This is a genomic window from Vibrio sp. 99-70-13A1 (assembly GCF_013114625.1).
Lineage (GTDB): Bacteria > Pseudomonadota > Gammaproteobacteria > Enterobacterales > Vibrionaceae > Vibrio.
On record NZ_VTXD01000027.1, the window covers coordinates 50866 to 68551 of the forward strand.

Annotated in this window: 15 protein-coding genes; 7 read left to right on the forward strand and 8 right to left on the reverse strand. The window is 42.3% G+C overall.

Going from position 1 to position 17686, the window contains the following annotated elements:
• Window positions 1-232: 232 nt before the first annotated feature.
• Together F0226_RS16235 and F0226_RS16240 are read right to left on the reverse strand one after the other, a co-directional pair.
• Window positions 233-781, reverse strand: coding sequence for a carboxymuconolactone decarboxylase family protein (locus F0226_RS16235; protein WP_171736617.1), 549 nt, complete (start codon window positions 779-781; stop codon window positions 233-235).
• Between the two features lie 329 nt (window positions 782-1110).
• Window positions 1111-2889: a transporter gene (locus F0226_RS16240; RefSeq protein ID WP_171736618.1), complete on the reverse strand. Its 1779-nt coding sequence runs from the start codon at window positions 2887-2889 to the stop codon at window positions 1111-1113.
• A gap of 650 nt (window positions 2890-3539) precedes the next feature.
• Between F0226_RS16240 and F0226_RS16245 the strand changes: the two genes are divergently transcribed.
• The 6 genes from F0226_RS16245 to F0226_RS16270 all read left to right on the forward strand — a co-directional run bounded on the left by F0226_RS16245 (window position 3540) and on the right by F0226_RS16270 (window position 8380).
• Window positions 3540-4688 (forward strand): S-(hydroxymethyl)glutathione dehydrogenase/class III alcohol dehydrogenase, encoded by a 1149-nt coding sequence (locus F0226_RS16245; protein WP_171736619.1) that lies wholly within the window; start codon window positions 3540-3542, stop codon window positions 4686-4688.
• A 147-nt stretch (window positions 4689-4835) separates the two neighbouring features.
• Window positions 4836-5675 (forward strand): S-formylglutathione hydrolase, encoded by an 840-nt coding sequence (gene fghA, locus F0226_RS16250; protein WP_171736620.1) that lies wholly within the window; start codon window positions 4836-4838, stop codon window positions 5673-5675.
• A 93-nt stretch (window positions 5676-5768) separates the two neighbouring features.
• Window positions 5769-6188 (forward strand): hypothetical protein, encoded by a 420-nt coding sequence (locus F0226_RS16255; protein WP_171736621.1) that lies wholly within the window; start codon window positions 5769-5771, stop codon window positions 6186-6188.
• Between the two features lie 144 nt (window positions 6189-6332).
• Window positions 6333-6776 carry a CopD family protein gene (locus F0226_RS16260; RefSeq protein WP_171736622.1) on the forward strand — a complete coding sequence of 148 codons (444 nt, stop codon included), beginning with the start codon at window positions 6333-6335 and terminating at the stop codon, window positions 6774-6776.
• A gap of 177 nt (window positions 6777-6953) precedes the next feature.
• A complete protein-coding gene (locus F0226_RS16265) occupies window positions 6954-7607 on the forward strand; it encodes an HAD family phosphatase (RefSeq protein ID WP_171736623.1) in 654 nt (217 codons plus the stop codon).
• A gap of 29 nt (window positions 7608-7636) precedes the next feature.
• On the forward strand, window positions 7637-8380 hold the full coding sequence (locus F0226_RS16270; protein WP_171736624.1) for an NUDIX domain-containing protein: 744 nt from the start codon (window positions 7637-7639) through the stop codon (window positions 8378-8380).
• 154 nt (window positions 8381-8534) lie between these two features.
• On the opposite strand, the gene F0226_RS16275 is transcribed toward F0226_RS16270, so the two are convergent.
• Window positions 8535-10055 (reverse strand): aldehyde dehydrogenase family protein, encoded by a 1521-nt coding sequence (locus F0226_RS16275; protein WP_137371663.1) that lies wholly within the window; start codon window positions 10053-10055, stop codon window positions 8535-8537.
• 282 nt (window positions 10056-10337) lie between these two features.
• Between F0226_RS16275 and F0226_RS16280 the strand changes: the two genes are divergently transcribed.
• On the forward strand, window positions 10338-12176 hold the full coding sequence (locus tag F0226_RS16280; protein WP_171736625.1) for a sigma-54-dependent Fis family transcriptional regulator: 1839 nt from the start codon (window positions 10338-10340) through the stop codon (window positions 12174-12176).
• On the opposite strand, the gene F0226_RS16285 is transcribed toward F0226_RS16280, so the two are convergent.
• The 5 genes from F0226_RS16285 to F0226_RS16305 all read right to left on the reverse strand — a co-directional run bounded on the left by F0226_RS16285 (window position 12173) and on the right by F0226_RS16305 (window position 17638).
• Window positions 12173-13186, reverse strand: a complete 1014-nt coding sequence (locus F0226_RS16285) for a LacI family DNA-binding transcriptional regulator (RefSeq protein ID WP_171736626.1) — start codon at window positions 13184-13186, stop codon at window positions 12173-12175. The two genes, F0226_RS16280 and F0226_RS16285, sit on opposite strands and share 4 nt — an antisense overlap.
• A gap of 181 nt (window positions 13187-13367) precedes the next feature.
• Entirely contained in the window at window positions 13368-14105 is a 738-nt protein-coding gene (gene chbG, locus F0226_RS16290) for a chitin disaccharide deacetylase (RefSeq protein WP_171736627.1), read from the reverse strand.
• 258 nt (window positions 14106-14363) lie between these two features.
• A complete protein-coding gene (locus F0226_RS16295) occupies window positions 14364-15719 on the reverse strand; it encodes a 6-phospho-beta-glucosidase (RefSeq protein ID WP_171736628.1) in 1356 nt (451 codons plus the stop codon).
• 8 nt (window positions 15720-15727) lie between these two features.
• Complete coding sequence (locus tag F0226_RS16300; RefSeq protein ID WP_171736636.1) at window positions 15728-16087, reverse strand: PTS lactose/cellobiose transporter subunit IIA; 360 nt, start codon at window positions 16085-16087, stop codon at window positions 15728-15730.
• Window positions 16088-16303: 216 nt separating this feature from the next.
• Window positions 16304-17638: a PTS sugar transporter subunit IIC gene (locus F0226_RS16305; protein ID WP_171736629.1), complete on the reverse strand. Its 1335-nt coding sequence runs from the start codon at window positions 17636-17638 to the stop codon at window positions 16304-16306.
• Window positions 17639-17686 lie beyond the last annotated feature (48 nt).

Here is a 17686-nt window from a genome sequence, read left to right on the forward strand (position 1 = left end):
AGAAATTTTCGATAAGTGATCAGTTCGCTTGTGAACCATACCAATGTCAGCATCATAAAACTTCAAGTTAACTTGAGATCAAGAGATATTTCAAAAAATGAGAATTTTTGGTTGGACTGTCTTCCACAAAACAAAAACTCCCTGCCTAAATTTAATTAGTCAGGGAGTTTCAAGCGTCAATCTAATGAGCCTAAGCTACTTTTTGAAAGAGTAAATCACTCTATCAAGGGACTTATTTGCTCCACGCAAACTGTTCAAATACTTTATCTACTGGTGTTTTCGCTACGTGGTTTACATAGTTACTGATCACTTTTTGCGACAGGCCAAGAATCACTTCTAATACTTGTTGCTGACCGTACCCTGCTGCAAAAAATGCTTCCATTTCACTGTCTGCCACATTGCCGCGATTACGAACCATGCTTAACGTAAAGTCATGCAGTGCTTGTAGCTTTTCAGTTGGCATAGCCTCTTGGTTACGTAGCGCTTCCGTTAATGCTGGGTCCACTTTCATTGAATGTGCGATACCCGTATGAGCTGGAACACAGTACGTACACTCGTGTTCAACGTTAATGGTTTGCCATACCACGGTGAGCTCTTCAGCATCAAAAGACGAGTCATTAAATTGTTGGTGTAATTGAGTGTACGCTTTCAAAGTATTTGGTGATTCAGCCATAACACTATACAAACCAGGAACCACGCCCATCTGCTTTTTGGCACCTTCTAGAATACTTTTGCTTTGCTCTGGTGCGCTTTCTACTGAATGTTTGATGAAGTTAGTCATGATAAATATCCTGTCGATTCTTAAATAATTGAGTTCAAAAACGGAGGCGTTTACTGGTTGGTCTCCGTTGGTGTGGAAGTAATATATTCAATCGTGAACAGTTGTTCAAGTATTATTTTGAACAATCGTTCAAAATAATTAATTTACTTTATTACAGCACCTAGAAAAAAGCATAAGAAAGGCATAAAACAGAAAGATGGATACACAAAGCAAAACAAGAAGAAACAGCAGCAGACAGAATTATGGAGTATGTAGAAAAAAACGGCTGAGCAGTAATGCTCAGCCATTTGAATTATCGTTCTCTTTTGTCGAGTTTTATTGAGGGGGAGTTAAATTTTCAAGTCGTCCTCTTTCGCATCTTCCACCGAGTCATCCACAGCTTTCACCAGCATCAGACCAACGATAAACACGATACCGCCACACAGTACGAACATCATTCTTCCCCAGAATGGGTTCGGTAGAGCAAACATCGCCATTACTGCCACACCAGACACTGCAATCAGTGAACCCAACATGTGGCGTTGTTTGTTATCCAGTTTCTTCTGCGCGGTTGATTCAGAAACCAATGGCGTCGCAAGGTTGTTGAAGAAGGTATCAACATCTTTCTGACGAGACGCTTCTAGTGGTTTGTAGAACATTGTCGACAGAATGAAGAAGCCGCCTGTAAACGTTAAGTGCGCAATCAGGCCTACTGCAACTTTCAAGTCAGACCATTCACGGCCTGTTAGCGGCTCTAGGTTGAACCAGTTTTGTAGCATTTCAGCGGTAATCACGAAGCCTACGATGTAAGACACAATCGCGCCAACCACTAACGTGCCCCAACCTGCCCAGTCCGGAGTCTTCTTAATGAAAAAACCACAGAATGCTGGAATCGTCATTGGGAAACCAATTAATGCACCAACGTACATCATGGTGTCGAACAAGCTCAAACCTTTCAGCGAGTTGATAAACAGTGCGATAAGGATGATAGCGATGCCAAAGACCGAAGACATCAACTTAGACACAACCATCAACTCTTTCTCTGTCGCGTTTGGACGAAGAATCGGTTGGTAGAAGTTGATAACAAAGATACCTGAGTTACGGTTTAAACCTGAGTCCATTGAAGACATGGTTGCCGCAAACATCGCTGCAATTAGAAGCCCCACCATACCTGCTGGCATGTATTGCTCTACGAAGTATAAGTAAGCGAAGTCGCCCGCTTTAGAACCTGCATCTGGGTAATGCGCCGCAAGGTCAATGCCTTGTCCAGCGACAAACCAAGGTGGCATGAACCAAATGATTGGACCGATGGTCATCAGAATACATGCTAACAGAGCCGCTTTCTTCGCGTTCTTTGAGTCTTTTGCCGCTAGGTAACGGTAAGAGTTCAACATGTTGTTGGTAATACTGAACTGCTTGAAGAAGATGAAGAATGCCCAAATTCCGAAGATGCTTACGTAGTTCAGATTGTTACCAGAAACAAATGACGCGCCTTCAGCTACTGGGAAGTCGTTGATGATTTCAGTAACGCCGCCACCCTGCACGATTGCCACCGCAGCACACGTTACCGTTACCGCCATGATGATAACCATCTGCATGAAGTCAGACGCGATAACCGCCCATGAACCGCCTGTCACCGACATCACAAGTACAACAAGACCAGTTAGAACGATGGTTGTCGTCATATCGAAGCCAAAGATGCCCGATGCGATAATCGCTAAGCCATTTAGCCAAATACCCGCAGAAACAATACTGTTCGGCATGCCAGACCAAGTAAACACTTGCTCGTTGAAGCTACCAAAGCGCATACGAATTGCGTCAATTGGCGTGACTACACGCAGTTGACGGAATTTCGGAGCGAAGTACAGGTAGTTCATCAGGTAACCAAAGGCGTTCGCTAAGAAAATAACCGCGACAGCCATACCATCGGCATACGCTTTACCTGCTGCGCCAGTGAAGGTCCAAGCACTGAACTGAGTCATAAACGCAGTCGCGCCAACCATCCACCAAAGCATGTTACCGCCCCCGCGGAAATAATCACTGGTTGTACTGGTGAACGTTCTAAACATCCAACCTATTGCGATAAGGAAAAGGAAATAAATTCCTACGATCAGAGTATTGAGTTCCATGTATAAGTCTTCTTTATTATTAATATCTGAAGAGCATATTATCCGTAGAAAATTTTAATTTGTAGTATTATAGGTCAATAGTGTGATGCGTTATATAAACATAGAAATTTGATTTTCTATCATTGCATTTAATCCGTGTCATTTAAAATAACCATGACAAAACATAAATAATAAAATCAAATACTTAAATAATATCAACACTATTTAATTCACGATTGATTAATGTATTTAATCGTATCGATAATATTTATTTAATTTACAAAAATTAAATTTAACGGATATAGAAATACTGTTTAAATTTTATATATTGTCGATTAAACAAGTGATAATAAATCCGATTATTATCGTTTTTTGTCTAGTTTCTTTTATCTTTTAAGAAAGCACTTCATTACCCTTATTCATAAGCTTCTGTGTCTTTACTTTTTCTTCTTACTTCTTACTTCTTACTTTCTAGGTTTCTGTTCAATCCTGGCAATTATTACTTATATGTAATAATCATTTTCAATTTTGAGGGATTATCAAATTAATACAAAACTCTATACTAGCCCCAACAAAACGAGAGAGCGGAAACAATTAAGCTCAACTACTCTTAACGGGTTGAAGCTAATTGCACAGTTATCCGCTGTACTGATATATATAGGAAGCATCCAATGACAATCGAAATTAAACCTGGTCAAACGCATATTAAATCTAAAGCTATGGTTGCTTGGGCGGCCGGTGAAGCTCTTAAAATGGAAGAAGTTGACGTTCAACTTCCTAAAGCTGGTGAAGTTCTTGTTCGTATCGTCGCGACTGGCGTATGTCACACTGACGCATTCACATTATCAGGTGACGATCCAGAAGGTATCTTCCCATCAATCCTAGGTCACGAAGGTGGCGGTATTGTTGAAATGATAGGCGAAGGCGTAACAAGCGTTGAAATTGGCGACCATGTTATCCCTCTTTACACCGCTGAATGTGGTGAATGTAAATTCTGTAAGTCTGGCAAAACAAACCTTTGCCAAGCAGTACGTGAAACTCAAGGTAAAGGCTTAATGCCAGATGGAACGAGCCGTTTCTCAATCAATGGCGAAACAATTTTCCATTACATGGGCTGCTCGACTTTCTCTGAGTACACAGTACTTCCAGAAATCTCGTTAGCAAAAGTATCTAAAGACGCACCACTTGAAGAAGTTTGTCTTCTTGGTTGTGGTGTAACTACAGGAATGGGCGCGGTACTAAATACAGCTAAAGTAGAAAAAGGCGACAACGTTGCTGTATTCGGCCTTGGTGGTATCGGTCTTTCTGCAATCATTGGTGCTCGCATAGCTGGTGCAGACCGCATCATCGGTGTTGATATCAACGAAAGCAAATTCGAGCTAGCAAAACAGCTTGGTGCGACTGACTGCATCAACCCAACGAAATTCGACAAGCCGATTCAAGAAGTGATTGTTGAGATGACAGACGGCGGTGTTGAGTACTCTTTCGAGTGTATTGGTAACGTAAATGTAATGCGCCAAGCACTTGAATGCTGTCACAAAGGTTGGGGCGAATCAGTGATCATCGGTGTTGCTGGTGCTGGTCAAGAGATCGCAACTCGTCCATTCCAACTAGTGACTGGGCGTGTATGGCGTGGTTCTGCTTTCGGTGGTGTTAAAGGTCGCTCTGAGCTTCCAGAAATCGTAAACCGTTACATGGCGGGTGAGTTTGGCTTACAAGAGTTCATTACTCACACTATGGGTCTGCAAGACGTAAATGAAGCGTTCGACCTAATGCACAAAGGTGAGTCTATCCGTACTGTTCTACACATGGATAAATAGTCTAAACAGGTTTAAGTAACATAAGCTTAGCTAAGTCACTCAAGCAGAAGTCAGTGACCTAGATATAGGCAAACAACCTAACTTCGCTTTACCTAATAGCCGTTCTTCTCTAAGAGCGGCTATTCCAATATCAAAGGCTTAATCATCATGTCTATCGAAAATATCAGCCAAGCAAAAGTTGCCGACGGTTGGCACAAACAATACAGCCACCACTCTGCCACTCTTAACTGCAATATGCGTTTTGCAATTTTTTTACCGCCTAATGCAAGCAAAGAAAATCCAGTACCCGTTTTATACTGGCTGTCTGGTTTAACCTGCACAGATGAAAATTTTATGCAGAAGGCCAATGCTTTCAAAGCGGCTGCCGAGCAAGGTATTGCGATAGTCGCGCCAGACACTAGCCCTCGCGGTGAAAATGTGCCAAATGATGAAAGTTACGATATGGGTCAAGGGGCGGGTTTTTACCTAAACGCAACTCAAGCACCGTGGAATGATCACTACCATATGTATGACTACATCGTGACAGAACTTCCAGCGTTAATTGAAGCTTACTTTCCAGTAACGGCTATCAAGTCTATTTCAGGACACAGCATGGGTGGGCACGGCGCATTGACCATCGGTATCAAAAATTCGGATAGCTATCGTTCTATTTCAGCATTCAGCCCGATCAGTAACCCAATGCAATGCCCTTGGGGGCAAAAAGCGTTCAGCCAATATCTAGGCAGTGACATTGAGTCTTGGAAGCAGTATGACGCTTCAGAATTGATGAAAGAACATAGCATTGAACTTCCAATTTTAGTTGACCAAGGTGAAGCGGATAACTTCTTAATAGAGCAGCTAAAACCAGAGCAATTGATAGAAGCGGCCAAAGTGAACAATACAGATTTAGAAGTACGTATGCAGCCTGGTTATGACCACAGCTATTTCTTTATCTCTACCTTCATCAGCGATCATATTGAGTTCCACGCCGCCTACTTAAACAAGTAAGCTTGGAATAAAAACCTGTTACCATAGCAACCTTATTTTTATTGATGTTACTGTCACCCTATTAGTAATGGTTGCTATACAGCAAGGTTTGCAATGAATACAAAACTCGCACTAAAAACGGCAAAAGTTCTTTTCTTCGTTGTCGTATTACTCAGTGGTTTATTTACCGCTTGGCTGTTTATCCCTACCCCTTCAATTTTGGATAAACAAGTACTCGACGTACCTTTAACCAAGCCATTTAAGTTGGTTTCTTACCGAAAAAACCCAAACGATGCCAGCATGCCATTTACTTACCATTACTACGTGGTTTCCGACGTGAGTGATATTAAAGAAATGGAACCTTTCCTTATCACCACGGATAAGTTTGCCAAACTGGGCGAATTCGATGAGAACACATTTTCACTCAGTGTTAACGGGAAAATAGAGCAGTACACGAATGATCTGTGGATTGAAAAATCCGATGGAAAACTGCAACACTGGTATGTGAGTATTAATGCTCGTTACATTAGGTAACCCACACTCGCGAGCCTGTCTATATATTCACGCACACAATACCAATCAATACTTTTATAAATAGCCAGTAAGTTTGACCTGGCTCATTTGGAAATGATTCTCATTAGTATAAGGTGAGTTATCATTTCCTAAAGTGAGTTAACTATGTTTGGAATATTGCTATTACTGCACGTATTGGGCGCCACCATTTGGACTGGTGGGCATATCGTACTTTCAGTTGTCGTACTGCCCCGAGTACTCAAAGAGCGGTCACCAGAAGAATTACTCAAGTTTGAATCTGTCTATGAAAAAATTGGGATGCCAGCACTCGTGACCCAAATCGTCACAGGCATAATGCTCGCCTTTCATATGTTGCCAGACTTTACTCAATGGACAGATTTTTCGAACCCCATCACTCACGTACTTTGGCTTAAATTTTCTCTTTTGTTCATCACTTTTTGCTTTGCCTTAAACGCGAGATTTAGAGTCATACCCAACTTATCACCTGACACTCTCAAAACCATGGCTTGGCATATTATTCCCGTTACCATTTTATCGATTTGCTTTGTCATAGTAGGCGTTTCGTTTCGCACAGGTTGGTTCTACTGATTCACCTGAAGGCTAAACTCAATCAACTAAGGGCTCTGCGAAATCAACTGGAGACTCTACGAAATTAATAAAGGCTCCGGTAATTTAACTGAAAGTTCTAACAATTCAGTGATAGAAGATGAACTAGGCTTATGTAAGAATGCGGGCTTCACAGAATTTTGAGAAAGAAGTCGCCCCATGAATTTCCAAGCAGCCATCTTTGATATGGATGGATTACTCCTCGACACCGAACGTGTTTGTATGCGTATTTTTGAAGAAGCGTGCCAAGCCCAAGGCGTCCCGTTTTTAAAAGACGTGTATCTCAACATTATTGGCTGTAATGCAAAAACGATTGAGCAAATTTTCCGTAATGGCTACGGCAAAGATCTCGATTACCCAGCGCTGAATAACGAGTGGCGCACTCGATACAGTGACATAGTCAAACACCAAGCGATTCCCGTAAAAGAAGGCGTTGTCGAGCTTCTTGAATGGCTCAAATCTAACAACATTCCTATCGCGGTAGCAACGTCTACACAGCTTGATCTTGCTGAGGTAAAGCTCAAATTGGCAGGGCTGGATTCCTACTTCACCTCTTTAAGTACTGGCTGCGAAGTTACCAATGGCAAACCTCACCCTGAAATCTATTTGCTGGCTGCTGAACGCCTTGGGATCGATCCAGAAAAATGCCTCGCATTTGAAGATTCAAACAATGGCACTCGCGCAGCCGTAGCTGCCAATATGATGACCTTCCAAGTCCCGGATTTAGTAAAGCCATGTAATGAAGTCAAAGCTTTAGGTCATACGATATTGCCTTCGTTAACGGATACCTTAGAGTATTTAAAAAGCGCCTAAGCCTCATAAATAGAAGATAAGGAAAGTCAGTGGAATTCATTCTCGATAAATTTAACGGCATCATTATCGATGAGGAAAGCGTGCCAAACGACACTCATTTGTTCGAACAAGAACTGGCTGAAATCTTGCAGTTTTCATCTGACAACCACAAAGGGATCACTTGGCTTAGCTTGCCGATATCTCAATCCCAATTGATTCCTTTGGCGACTCAAGCTGGGTTTGTTTTTCACAATTGTCTCGAAACTGAAATTACACTGATTCATAAATCCGACTCGGTCTCTTTTGTGCCTTTCATCCCTACTCACACTCTTGGGGCTGGCGCGTTAATTACCAATGATAATCATGAACTTCTCATCATTAAAGAACACGGAATGACAGGTTATAAGCTGCCTGGTGGACACATTGAATTAGCAGAAAACATTGAAGAATCCATCATTCGGGAAACACTGGAAGAAACTGGCGTGAAAGCCACATTTCAGTCGGTGGTAGGCATGACAACTAAGCACCCTTACCAATTTGGTAAATCGAACTTGTACTTCATTTGCCACCTAACGGCAGACTCTCAAGACATCGACATTCAAGATACTCATGAAATCGCCGAAGCTAAGTGGATTTCAGTGAATGAGTTTATTGAAGACGAGAAGAACTTCCCATTTAACCGCCAAATGGTTCAGGCATTGGTCGGTAAAAAAGGCTTAGAGAAAGTTAAAGTCGAAGGGAATCACGGGCTTCATAAGAAGCAAGAAATCTTCTTTTCTCAAACCGACTTATAGTTCGAGCCTCCATTGTTATCTATAAAAGAAAAGCGCCACTTCATACGAATGTGGCGCTTTTAGTTAGTTAAGCCAACTGTGTTGTTATTCTAGAGTTACCACCACTTCTTTTACAAAAAATGCGGTTAAAGCAACCAGTTATTAAAGCTGTTGGTTAGAAAAAGCCAAGAGGGTTAGTGTCGTAACTGATCAATAAGTTTTTGGTGTTTTGGTAGTGATCTAACATCATCTTGTGAGTTTCGCGTCCAATCCCTGACTTCTTGTATCCACCGAATGCCGCATGCGCAGGATAAGCGTGGTAGCAGTTCACCCAAATACGTCCAGCTTCAATTTTACGCCCCATTCGATACGCTAGGTTTGCATCACGAGTCCATACCCCAGCACCCAAGCCATACTCGGTATCATTGGCAATAGCCAATGCTTCAGCTTCATCTTTAAAGGTGGTTACGGCAATAACAGGGCCAAAAATTTCTTCTTGGAATACGCGCATTTTGTTGTTGCCTTCCAGCATCGTTGGTTGAATATAATAACCGTTACCCAAATCATCCGGTTGCTGAGCAATTTCACCACCAGTCAGTACTTTTGCCCCTTCTTGTCGACCAATTTCCAAGTAACTTAAGATCTTATCGAACTGCTCTTTCGAAGCTTGAGCGCCCACTTGCGTGTCGGTATCCAGTGGGTTGCCTTGCTTAATGGTTTGCGCTCTTTCCACAACCTTCGCAATAAACTTATCGTAAACCGATTCATGGATTAGCACCCGTGATGGACAAGTACACACTTCACCTTGGTTAAAGAATGCCAGCAGCATGCCTTCTACACATTTATCTAGGTACTCATCTTCATGGTTGAAAATATCAGGGAAGTAGATGTTCGGAGACTTACCGCCCAATTCAACCGTTGATGGAATCAAACTTTCAGCGGCACATTTCAGTATATGGTGACCCACTTCAGTTGAACCTGTGAAAGCCAATTTCGCAATGCGATCACTGGTTGCTAGCGCTTGACCAGCTTCGCTACCAAAGCCATTCACGACATTGATAACACCAGCAGGAAGAAGGTCTGCAATTTTTTCCATTAATACCAAAATAGAGGTGGGAGTCTGCTCCGCCGGTTTTAAAACAATGCAACAACCAGCCGCTAACGCAGGCGCAAGTTTCCAAGCCGCCATTAAGATTGGGAAGTTCCAAGGGATGATCTGCCCGACTACCCCAATGGGTTCTGGGAAATGATAACTTGCGGTGTTTGAATCCAGCTCTGCTGCGCTGCCTTCTTGCGCTCTAATACAACCCGCAAAGTAACGGAAATGATCAACGACTAAAGGAATATCAGCAGCCAAAGTTTCACGTACAGGTTTGCCGTTTTCCCAAGTTTCAGCCACCGCAATTTCTTCTAAGTTTGCTTCAATTCGATCGGCTATTTTCAGTAAAATATTTGATCGTTCAGTAACACTTGTGCTTGCCCAACTTGCTCTCGCCGCATGCGCTGCATCTAACGCTAAAGAAATATCGGCTTCCGTAGATCGTGCCACTTGGCAATAAGGTTCACCATTGACGGGTGAAATATTGTCAAAGTATTCGCCACTCACAGGCTTCACCCACTCACCACCGATAAAGTTATCGTATTGAGCTTTAAAGTTCACCACTGCATTTTCACTACCTGGCTGCGCATAAATCATAGTTAGATCCTTCCACTTTCAATTCTGTTTGAGTTATTGATTTCTAATCCGTTTTTTAAACGTAATGTGTTTAAAACATCGTTGTTCCGTGTTTTTCTCACAACAGTAACAACGCAAATCACACGCCAATACTTCAAAACTTGTTGTTAATAAAATGTAAAACTATGATTACCAAACAATAACAACCTGAAGTGTATTAACTTTGAACTGTGGTAGAGGACGAGTCTCAGTGTTCAAGTGTCCCACTTTGGAACACCCTTACTGTCACAGCTTGGAACGATCATGCAACTTCAACAAACCAACACATCATTGAAGCACACATCCACTTCTGACTGGCTTTCATCTTCTTGGGGGCGCAGCAGTGAAGCAGGTCTAAAGCAAAGGCGTCTTCCTGAAGATATTCGTTTACCTCAATCTCTTCTTAAAGAGCGCCGATATGGCTCGGCCAACCTAATTCAAATCGTCAAGCAAGTCGCATTACCTCTGTTTAATCAAATGTTTGCACGTAGTGATAGCCGTTTAATTTTGACCGATGTTGAAGGCGTAATACTGGCAAGTTGGGGACAAGAAAAGTTTAAAGAAAAACTCACTACAATCGCATTAAGTTCTGGTGCTTGCTGGCAAGAACAACTTAAAGGGACCAATGCAATCGGCACAGCCATCGTTGAGGCTAAGCCTGTATCCATCATTGGAGACCAGCATTTTATCCACCAGCATCGGTTCATAAGTTGCTCCGCTTGCCCCATTTTTGATCATCAAGGACAAATGATCGGTATCTTGGATATTACCAGTGAACAGCAGCAACACAGCTCGACGGTTCAGTTACTTGTACAGAACATGATTCAACTCATCGAAAATCAGTTACTCAGTCATATCCCGCAAGGCACCATTCGTATTGATTTGGCGTACGCGAAATCGCTGTTACATAGTGGCTGGCAAGGTATTGTGATTGCTGATAAAACAGGGCAAATACTCGCGCACAATCAAGTCGCTTCTCAGTTGTTAGAACAAGCATCGGTGGTGGGTGAGTCTATTGAATCACTCTTCGAAAAGCCGCTGTCTGAATCCTCCTTTGTATTTGAAAAGCAACAGCTGCAACGCCCACCTAAACGAACTCGTGCTTTGACTATGTCTTGCGATTTACACCACGGAGACCACCATATTGAACACGTTTGGCAACAAGCCAATAAAGTGATCGACAAAGACATCAGCTTATTAATTCTTGGTGAAACCGGCGTAGGAAAAGGTGAATTCGTTAAGGCATTACACAAGCAAAGCCAACGAAAATCGGCACCATTAGTGGCGGTGAATTGTGGGGCTCTACCAAAAGATTTAATTGAATCAGAATTATTTGGTTATGCGCCCGGAGCCTTCACAGGCGCGAGCCATAAAGGCTATCAAGGGAAAATAAGACAGGCTGACAAAGGCATTTTGTTTTTAGACGAAATCGCGGACATGCCATTAGAAGCTCAATGTCGGTTATTACATGTTTTACAAGACAAATCCGTGGTGCCGGTTGGGTCAAACCAAAGCATCAATGTGGATTGTCAGATCATTGCCGCCACTCATAAAAACCTTGAGCAATTAGTTGAAAGTGGGGAGTTTAGGCAAGATCTCTATTACCGATTAAATGGGCTGACTTTCCACTTACCAAGCTTAAAAGAAAGGGAAGACAAGCCAGCACTCATTAAAGCTATCCACCAAAAATACGCTGAACATAGTCAACGTATTTGCCCTAGCCTAATGAAACGTTTTTGTACGTATTCTTGGCCAGGGAATATTAGAGAGTTAGACAACCTACTAAAAGTGACGGCTTTGCTTTCTTCTGGTGAACCTCAGTTAACTTTAGAACATGTTCCTAATCATTTAGCTCAACAGCTGAAAACGCTAAGTAACTCATTACTATCCAGTGCTGCACAATTTCAAACATGTTCACCGCAGCTTCAAGCAAACCAAGCCAATAGCTTATTGCCAGAAGGTACAGACTTAAAAACAGCCGTTGAAGACACCTTGGTTCAAACTTACCAAGCTAACCAAGGCAATATCAGTAAAACTTCGCGCATACTTGGGGTCAGCCGGAATACCATTTACCGAAAGCTGAAAACGCTCGGAATCCTTTAGCTTTTGATCGATTCAGGCATAACTGTACTGCTATTTCGAATTCTTAATTCATAAGGTAATTGGTGGTGGGCTTCAATCGTTTGGTTCTTGATTTGTTTCATCAAAATCTCAACCGCTAGGCGCGCCATATCACTAATAGGAAAATGAACAGAGGAAACCTTAGGGTAATACATTTCGCATCGGTCAATGCTATCAAAGCTGATTAAGGCAATTTGCTCTGGAATCTTAATACCTTGTTCATGACAGAACTGAACTGCGCCAGATGTCATGTCTTCACTGCATGAGAAAATAGCGGTCATAGAAGGGTTAGCTTCATACAGTTTTTTGGCGGCAAGGTAACCACTTTCTTGGCGATAATCACCCGCCTGTTCAAGATTTTCAGATATCAACAGACCAGCTTGTTCTAGTGCCTCTCTATACCCTTGAGTTCTTAATTGGCTCGATAAACGATTTTCTGCACCAGAGATGCACCCTATAATTTGATGCCCCTGAGCAATCAAATGTTCTACTGATGTCTTCGCTGCTGCAACATGATCAAATGTCACACAGCGTGACTCTAAACCTTCCACTAAGCGGTCGACCAACACAAATGGAGTGGGCTTTCTTGCTAAGTCTCTGAGTTCATCATCACTTAAATGACGGCTATTCAGTACATATCCATCACATCGTAAATCATTAAACCTTTGGATAGCTTCTCGCTCTCCAACTTCTGTTTGATGACCTTGCGCAGTAATTAAAAACTTCTTATTCAAATCAAGCTCAGTTTGTACTTGATCCATCATCTCCCCGAAAAATCCACCCGTATAATAGGTGACCAACAGACCAATCATATTTGAAGATGATGTCGCTAATGAACGAGCAATAGCACTGGGTCTGTAATCAAGCTCTGCCATTGCGGCTTCTACTTTTCTAACAGTATCCGCTCTAAATTTCCCTTCACCGTTAATGATCCTAGAAACGGTGGAACGGTTTACGCCTGCAAGTTCTGCAACGTCTTTAATCCTTGCCATGTAGGGTTCTGTACCTTAATAAGCGGCGCTTTTATTCTTTATACAGAATGAAGCGCCGTTGATAAATTGAAATAGAAAGTATTGAAGTGGAATAGCAATCTGCCAGTATTATTTGTCTTTTGACTAAAGGGGGGCAATAGCTGGCAGGTTGCTAAAGTCTTAATATTTGATGTAAGTGCTGTTATTCGTTCAATATCGAATAATCCGTCACCGTTACTTGTGCTTTATGCAGAGCTTCTTGAAGCTGCTCACTCGTCAAAGTGTTCAACTCTGTATGGCGCTGGTGATAATAACTGCTCTGCGCTTTAAGTGATTCATCAAGGTGAGCAGGGTGACACATGATTTCCAGAACATCCGTGTCCGCTTGAAGCCATTTTATTTCTTTGACAATGGTGCCGACATCGATAGCGTCGCCATAAAACACATCACTAAAACGATATCGCTTGATCATGGGATCACCCACGACACTTCCTTGACCTCTCACTGGCACTTTATGCAATTTTGCTACTTCCAAAACGACAGGAAGTACCTGGGGGTGCGTATGAACATGATGATGACTATCGATATGGCTCAAATCCACGCCCGTCTTTTTAAACTGCTCAATTTGCAAAGTCAGTTCATCAAACAGTTCGTTTTCATTGAACTGCGTTCTCGGCCAAAAATGCTCTTGTTTTAAAAACTGACCATGGCTATCAGTTAGGCTGCTTGAAGGAAGCAAAGCGGCTCCGGCTGTGAGCCTAAAATGCAAACCAAGCTTTAACTGAGGCGCGCCAGCAAGCAAATCAATCCCATGCTGCTGAGCTTCCATTCCGACCATTAGAGTAGTGGAACGAACCACGCCCAGATTGGAGGATTCTATAATGCCAGTATTGACCCCTTGGCTTAGACCGTAATCATCTGCATTGAATATGACGTACATCTTATGTCCTTAATCAGTGGCAATTTATAGCGCCTAATCTCATCAATATAAATAAAAGCAAGCCTTCACTTATGTTCGGCTAGCCAGTTATCCAGTTATTCAGTTATTCAGTTATTCAGTAGAAAGCTGACCGAGAATAGCCTTGTATGCTTGTACTTTTTAATATGTATAACTTGTCTGTTTTAGATAGTTTTACATTAAAATACATCATATAAAACAAGGCTACCAAGGCGAATAACATGTTATACGATAATCAGCTTAGACTGGTACAGCTTGTTTGATATTTTCGCCATAGAACTGAGGTAAGTAGTCATAATTCACCTTTAATATTTCGTCTAAAATACTCTTCGCTTTATTAATATCTTGAACCAATGGATTACATGTTAACGCCATCAGCCCTTTGTCGTAATCCCCGTGAACCGCCGCTTCAACGGCCAATTGCTCATACGCTTTTACTTGGGTAATCAGCCCTGTAATAGCAGGAGAGAACGAACCAAATGCCAAAGGCTTTGCTCCCCAACTTCCGATCACAGCACTACACTCGATAACAGCATCATTGGGTAACGCAGGAATAGCTCCATTATTACGCACGTTAACCACGTTGATCGTATTCAGGTTGTTATACAGTGCATCCACAAGGTTGAGTGAAGCATCTGAATAATACGCACCACCTCGTTCTTCCAATAACTTCGGCTTTTCATCCAATTGAACATCTTTATATAACTCAAACAGATCAGCCTCTGTTTTCATCACTTGCTCTGCTCGTGTGCCTTCACTTTCTGCCGCTTGCTTCTCTTCCGCTAACATGGCGTTGGTTTGATAAAAGTAGCGATGGTAAGGGCATGGAATCGCACCTAGCGACTTTAAAAAATCCGGATTCCATGGTTCTTCAAAGATATTTTTCATGCTGAAATTCGCCCCATCACCTACTTTTTCAAGCACGGTTGACGTGATATCTTTGCCTTCTAACCAGACTTTATGCGCCCATAACAAATGATTTAAACCTGCACATTCAAGGGATAATTGCTCAGGTTTACAAGCCATCATCTCAGCAATCATCATTTGCATTGAGACAGGTACATTGCACAACCCTATGGTTTTTACTGAGCTGTATTTAAGAATCGCTTCAGTCACCAAGCCCGCAGGGTTTGTGAAGTTCAGCATCCATGCATCTGGTGCCAGTTCTTCAATATCTTTACAAATATCAAGAATAACAGGGATGGTTCGCAGTGCTTTAGCAAAGCCACCCGCACCCGTGGTTTCCTGACCGATCACACCGTACTTTAATGGGATTTTTTCATCATTTGCTCGCGCATATAACCCGCCGACTCTAAATTGAGTCATGATGAAGTCAGCCCCTTGAATCGCTTCTCTTCGGTTCAATGTCGCTTTCACTTCGATAGCTAAACCCGAACGCTCAATCATCCGCTTCGCCAACGCTTCAATAATGTAGAGCTTATCTCGCCCTGCAGTCACATCCACTAAGTGCACTTCTTTAATCGGTAATTTCTGATGACGGTTAATAATGCCTTCTATAAGCTCTGGGGTATAACTGCTGCCACCACCAATGATGGCAACCTTAAGCTGCTGCTTTTTATTCGTTGTTTCTGTCATATTTTCACCTATACATCCACAGTCTGAAGTTTAGAAACCAAGGCATCATGCTCTCGTTGCTGGCTATCTAATTTAAGGTGAACTTCCAACATTTCTGTTGCGAGTTCTTGGACAACAATCGTCGTCATTAGATGATCTTGCGCGTGGACCATGACCAATGTCATAGGGACTTTCCCTTCACCTTGATCCAATTCAATCAACTGAGTTTGGGTTAGATGCGCTTTGTTAATGCACTCTCGAGAGCGCTTAATGTTTTCTCTCGCGATTTCAAATTCACCTTTCCGTGCTTGCTGTAATGCTTCAAAGCATAAGCTCCGAGCTTCGCCCGCGTTGACGATGATTTCCATTACCACTTGTTCTTGATCGATTTCTACAGGGGTATTCTGGTTTTCTTGAACACTCATTGTTTACTCCAAAATTTTGTCGATTAATACTGAAATATCGATTAATACTGAAAGTCAGCTCAGCCTTGCACTGTGATTATTTGATACAAAAGCCGTTAGCTTAGATGTGAGACGAGTGTTGAAGTTAAGGTTTCAGACCCCGCGATATTTCGCTATAACCCCATCACTCGCTCATTGAAATTAAGCGGTAACGCCAGCGCCTGCCGCTGATTCAGCTTCTTTTTTCGCTTGCTCAGCTTCGCCTTCTTGCTTAAGTAATTGCTTTTCGAACATTTTGAAAAATGGCAAGTAGATGAACAGATCCATCACTAATAAAACACCCACTAATATCACGGGAGAAATTGTCCACCCGGAGCCCCATGAAGCGCCTAAAAATGCCGGTGCTGTCCATGCGGTTTGTGAAACGCCCATGCCGACAAAGCCCATGTGTACCGCTGTATAAGCAACAATGGCATTTAATACAGGAGCAAAAACGAAAGGTATAAATAGAGTTGGATTCAATACCAGAGGGCTACCGAAAATGACGGGCTCGTTGATTTGAAACATGCCAGGAACAAAGCTCATGCGTCCTAAACTGCGTAAGTGCACAGAGCGGCTGAAAATCATCAGTAGTACTAATGCTAACGTTGCACCTGACCCACCGATGAAAATATAAAAATCCCAGAACGGTTGAGTGAAAACATTAGGAATCGTTTCACCCGCTAAATACGCTTCTTGGTTAGCACTAATATTGGTTAGGAAAATTGGGGAGAGTAGACCAACCACAATTGCCGCACCGTGAATGCCAGCAAACCAAAGTAACTGACACAATAACAACGCCCCAATGATGGCTGGTAAGGTATTAGATGCACTGACTAATGGACGGAATGCCTCAAGGACTAGATCCGGAATAAGCATATTAAATTCAGCTTGGAGGTATAAGCTTAATGGGAAAATAGTCAGATAAACAAAAACGATAGGTATCAGCACTTCAAATGAGCGCGCAATAGCTGGCGGGACCTGCTCTGGAAGTTTAATGGTGATGTTGTACTTCTGGAGGATCCGATTCAGCTCTACCGCAAAAAAAGCACTGATAACAGCAGTAAATATCCCGGTTCCAGACAAGTGCCCCATTGAAAGCGCACCTTCAGAAGCAGGTGAAGCCACTAAAAGGAAAGTCATCAATGCCAAAGCACCGTTTGTAATACCATCCATGTTATAAGCACGAGCTAAGTTATAGCCAATGCCTATCGAGACAAACACCGCCATGATGCCCATCGTCATATTAAAAGGCATCATAATATTATCGAAGTTGGCACTCGCAAAGTCGAGCCAAGCACGCCCAAAACTGTTCGTGGTGTCTTCAGAAAAAGGAGGAAAAGCAAAGACTAAGGCAAAGCTTCCCACAATAATAAATGGCATGGCAATAATGAAACCATCGCGCATTGCTCTTACATGTTTCTGGTTACCGACTTTGATTGCAATTGGGGCAATTTTATTTTCAACAAAGTTAATAACCATATTATAAAACGACATAACTAAAGTCCTTTTTTAAATACATTTATCCCTACCCAATTATTAATC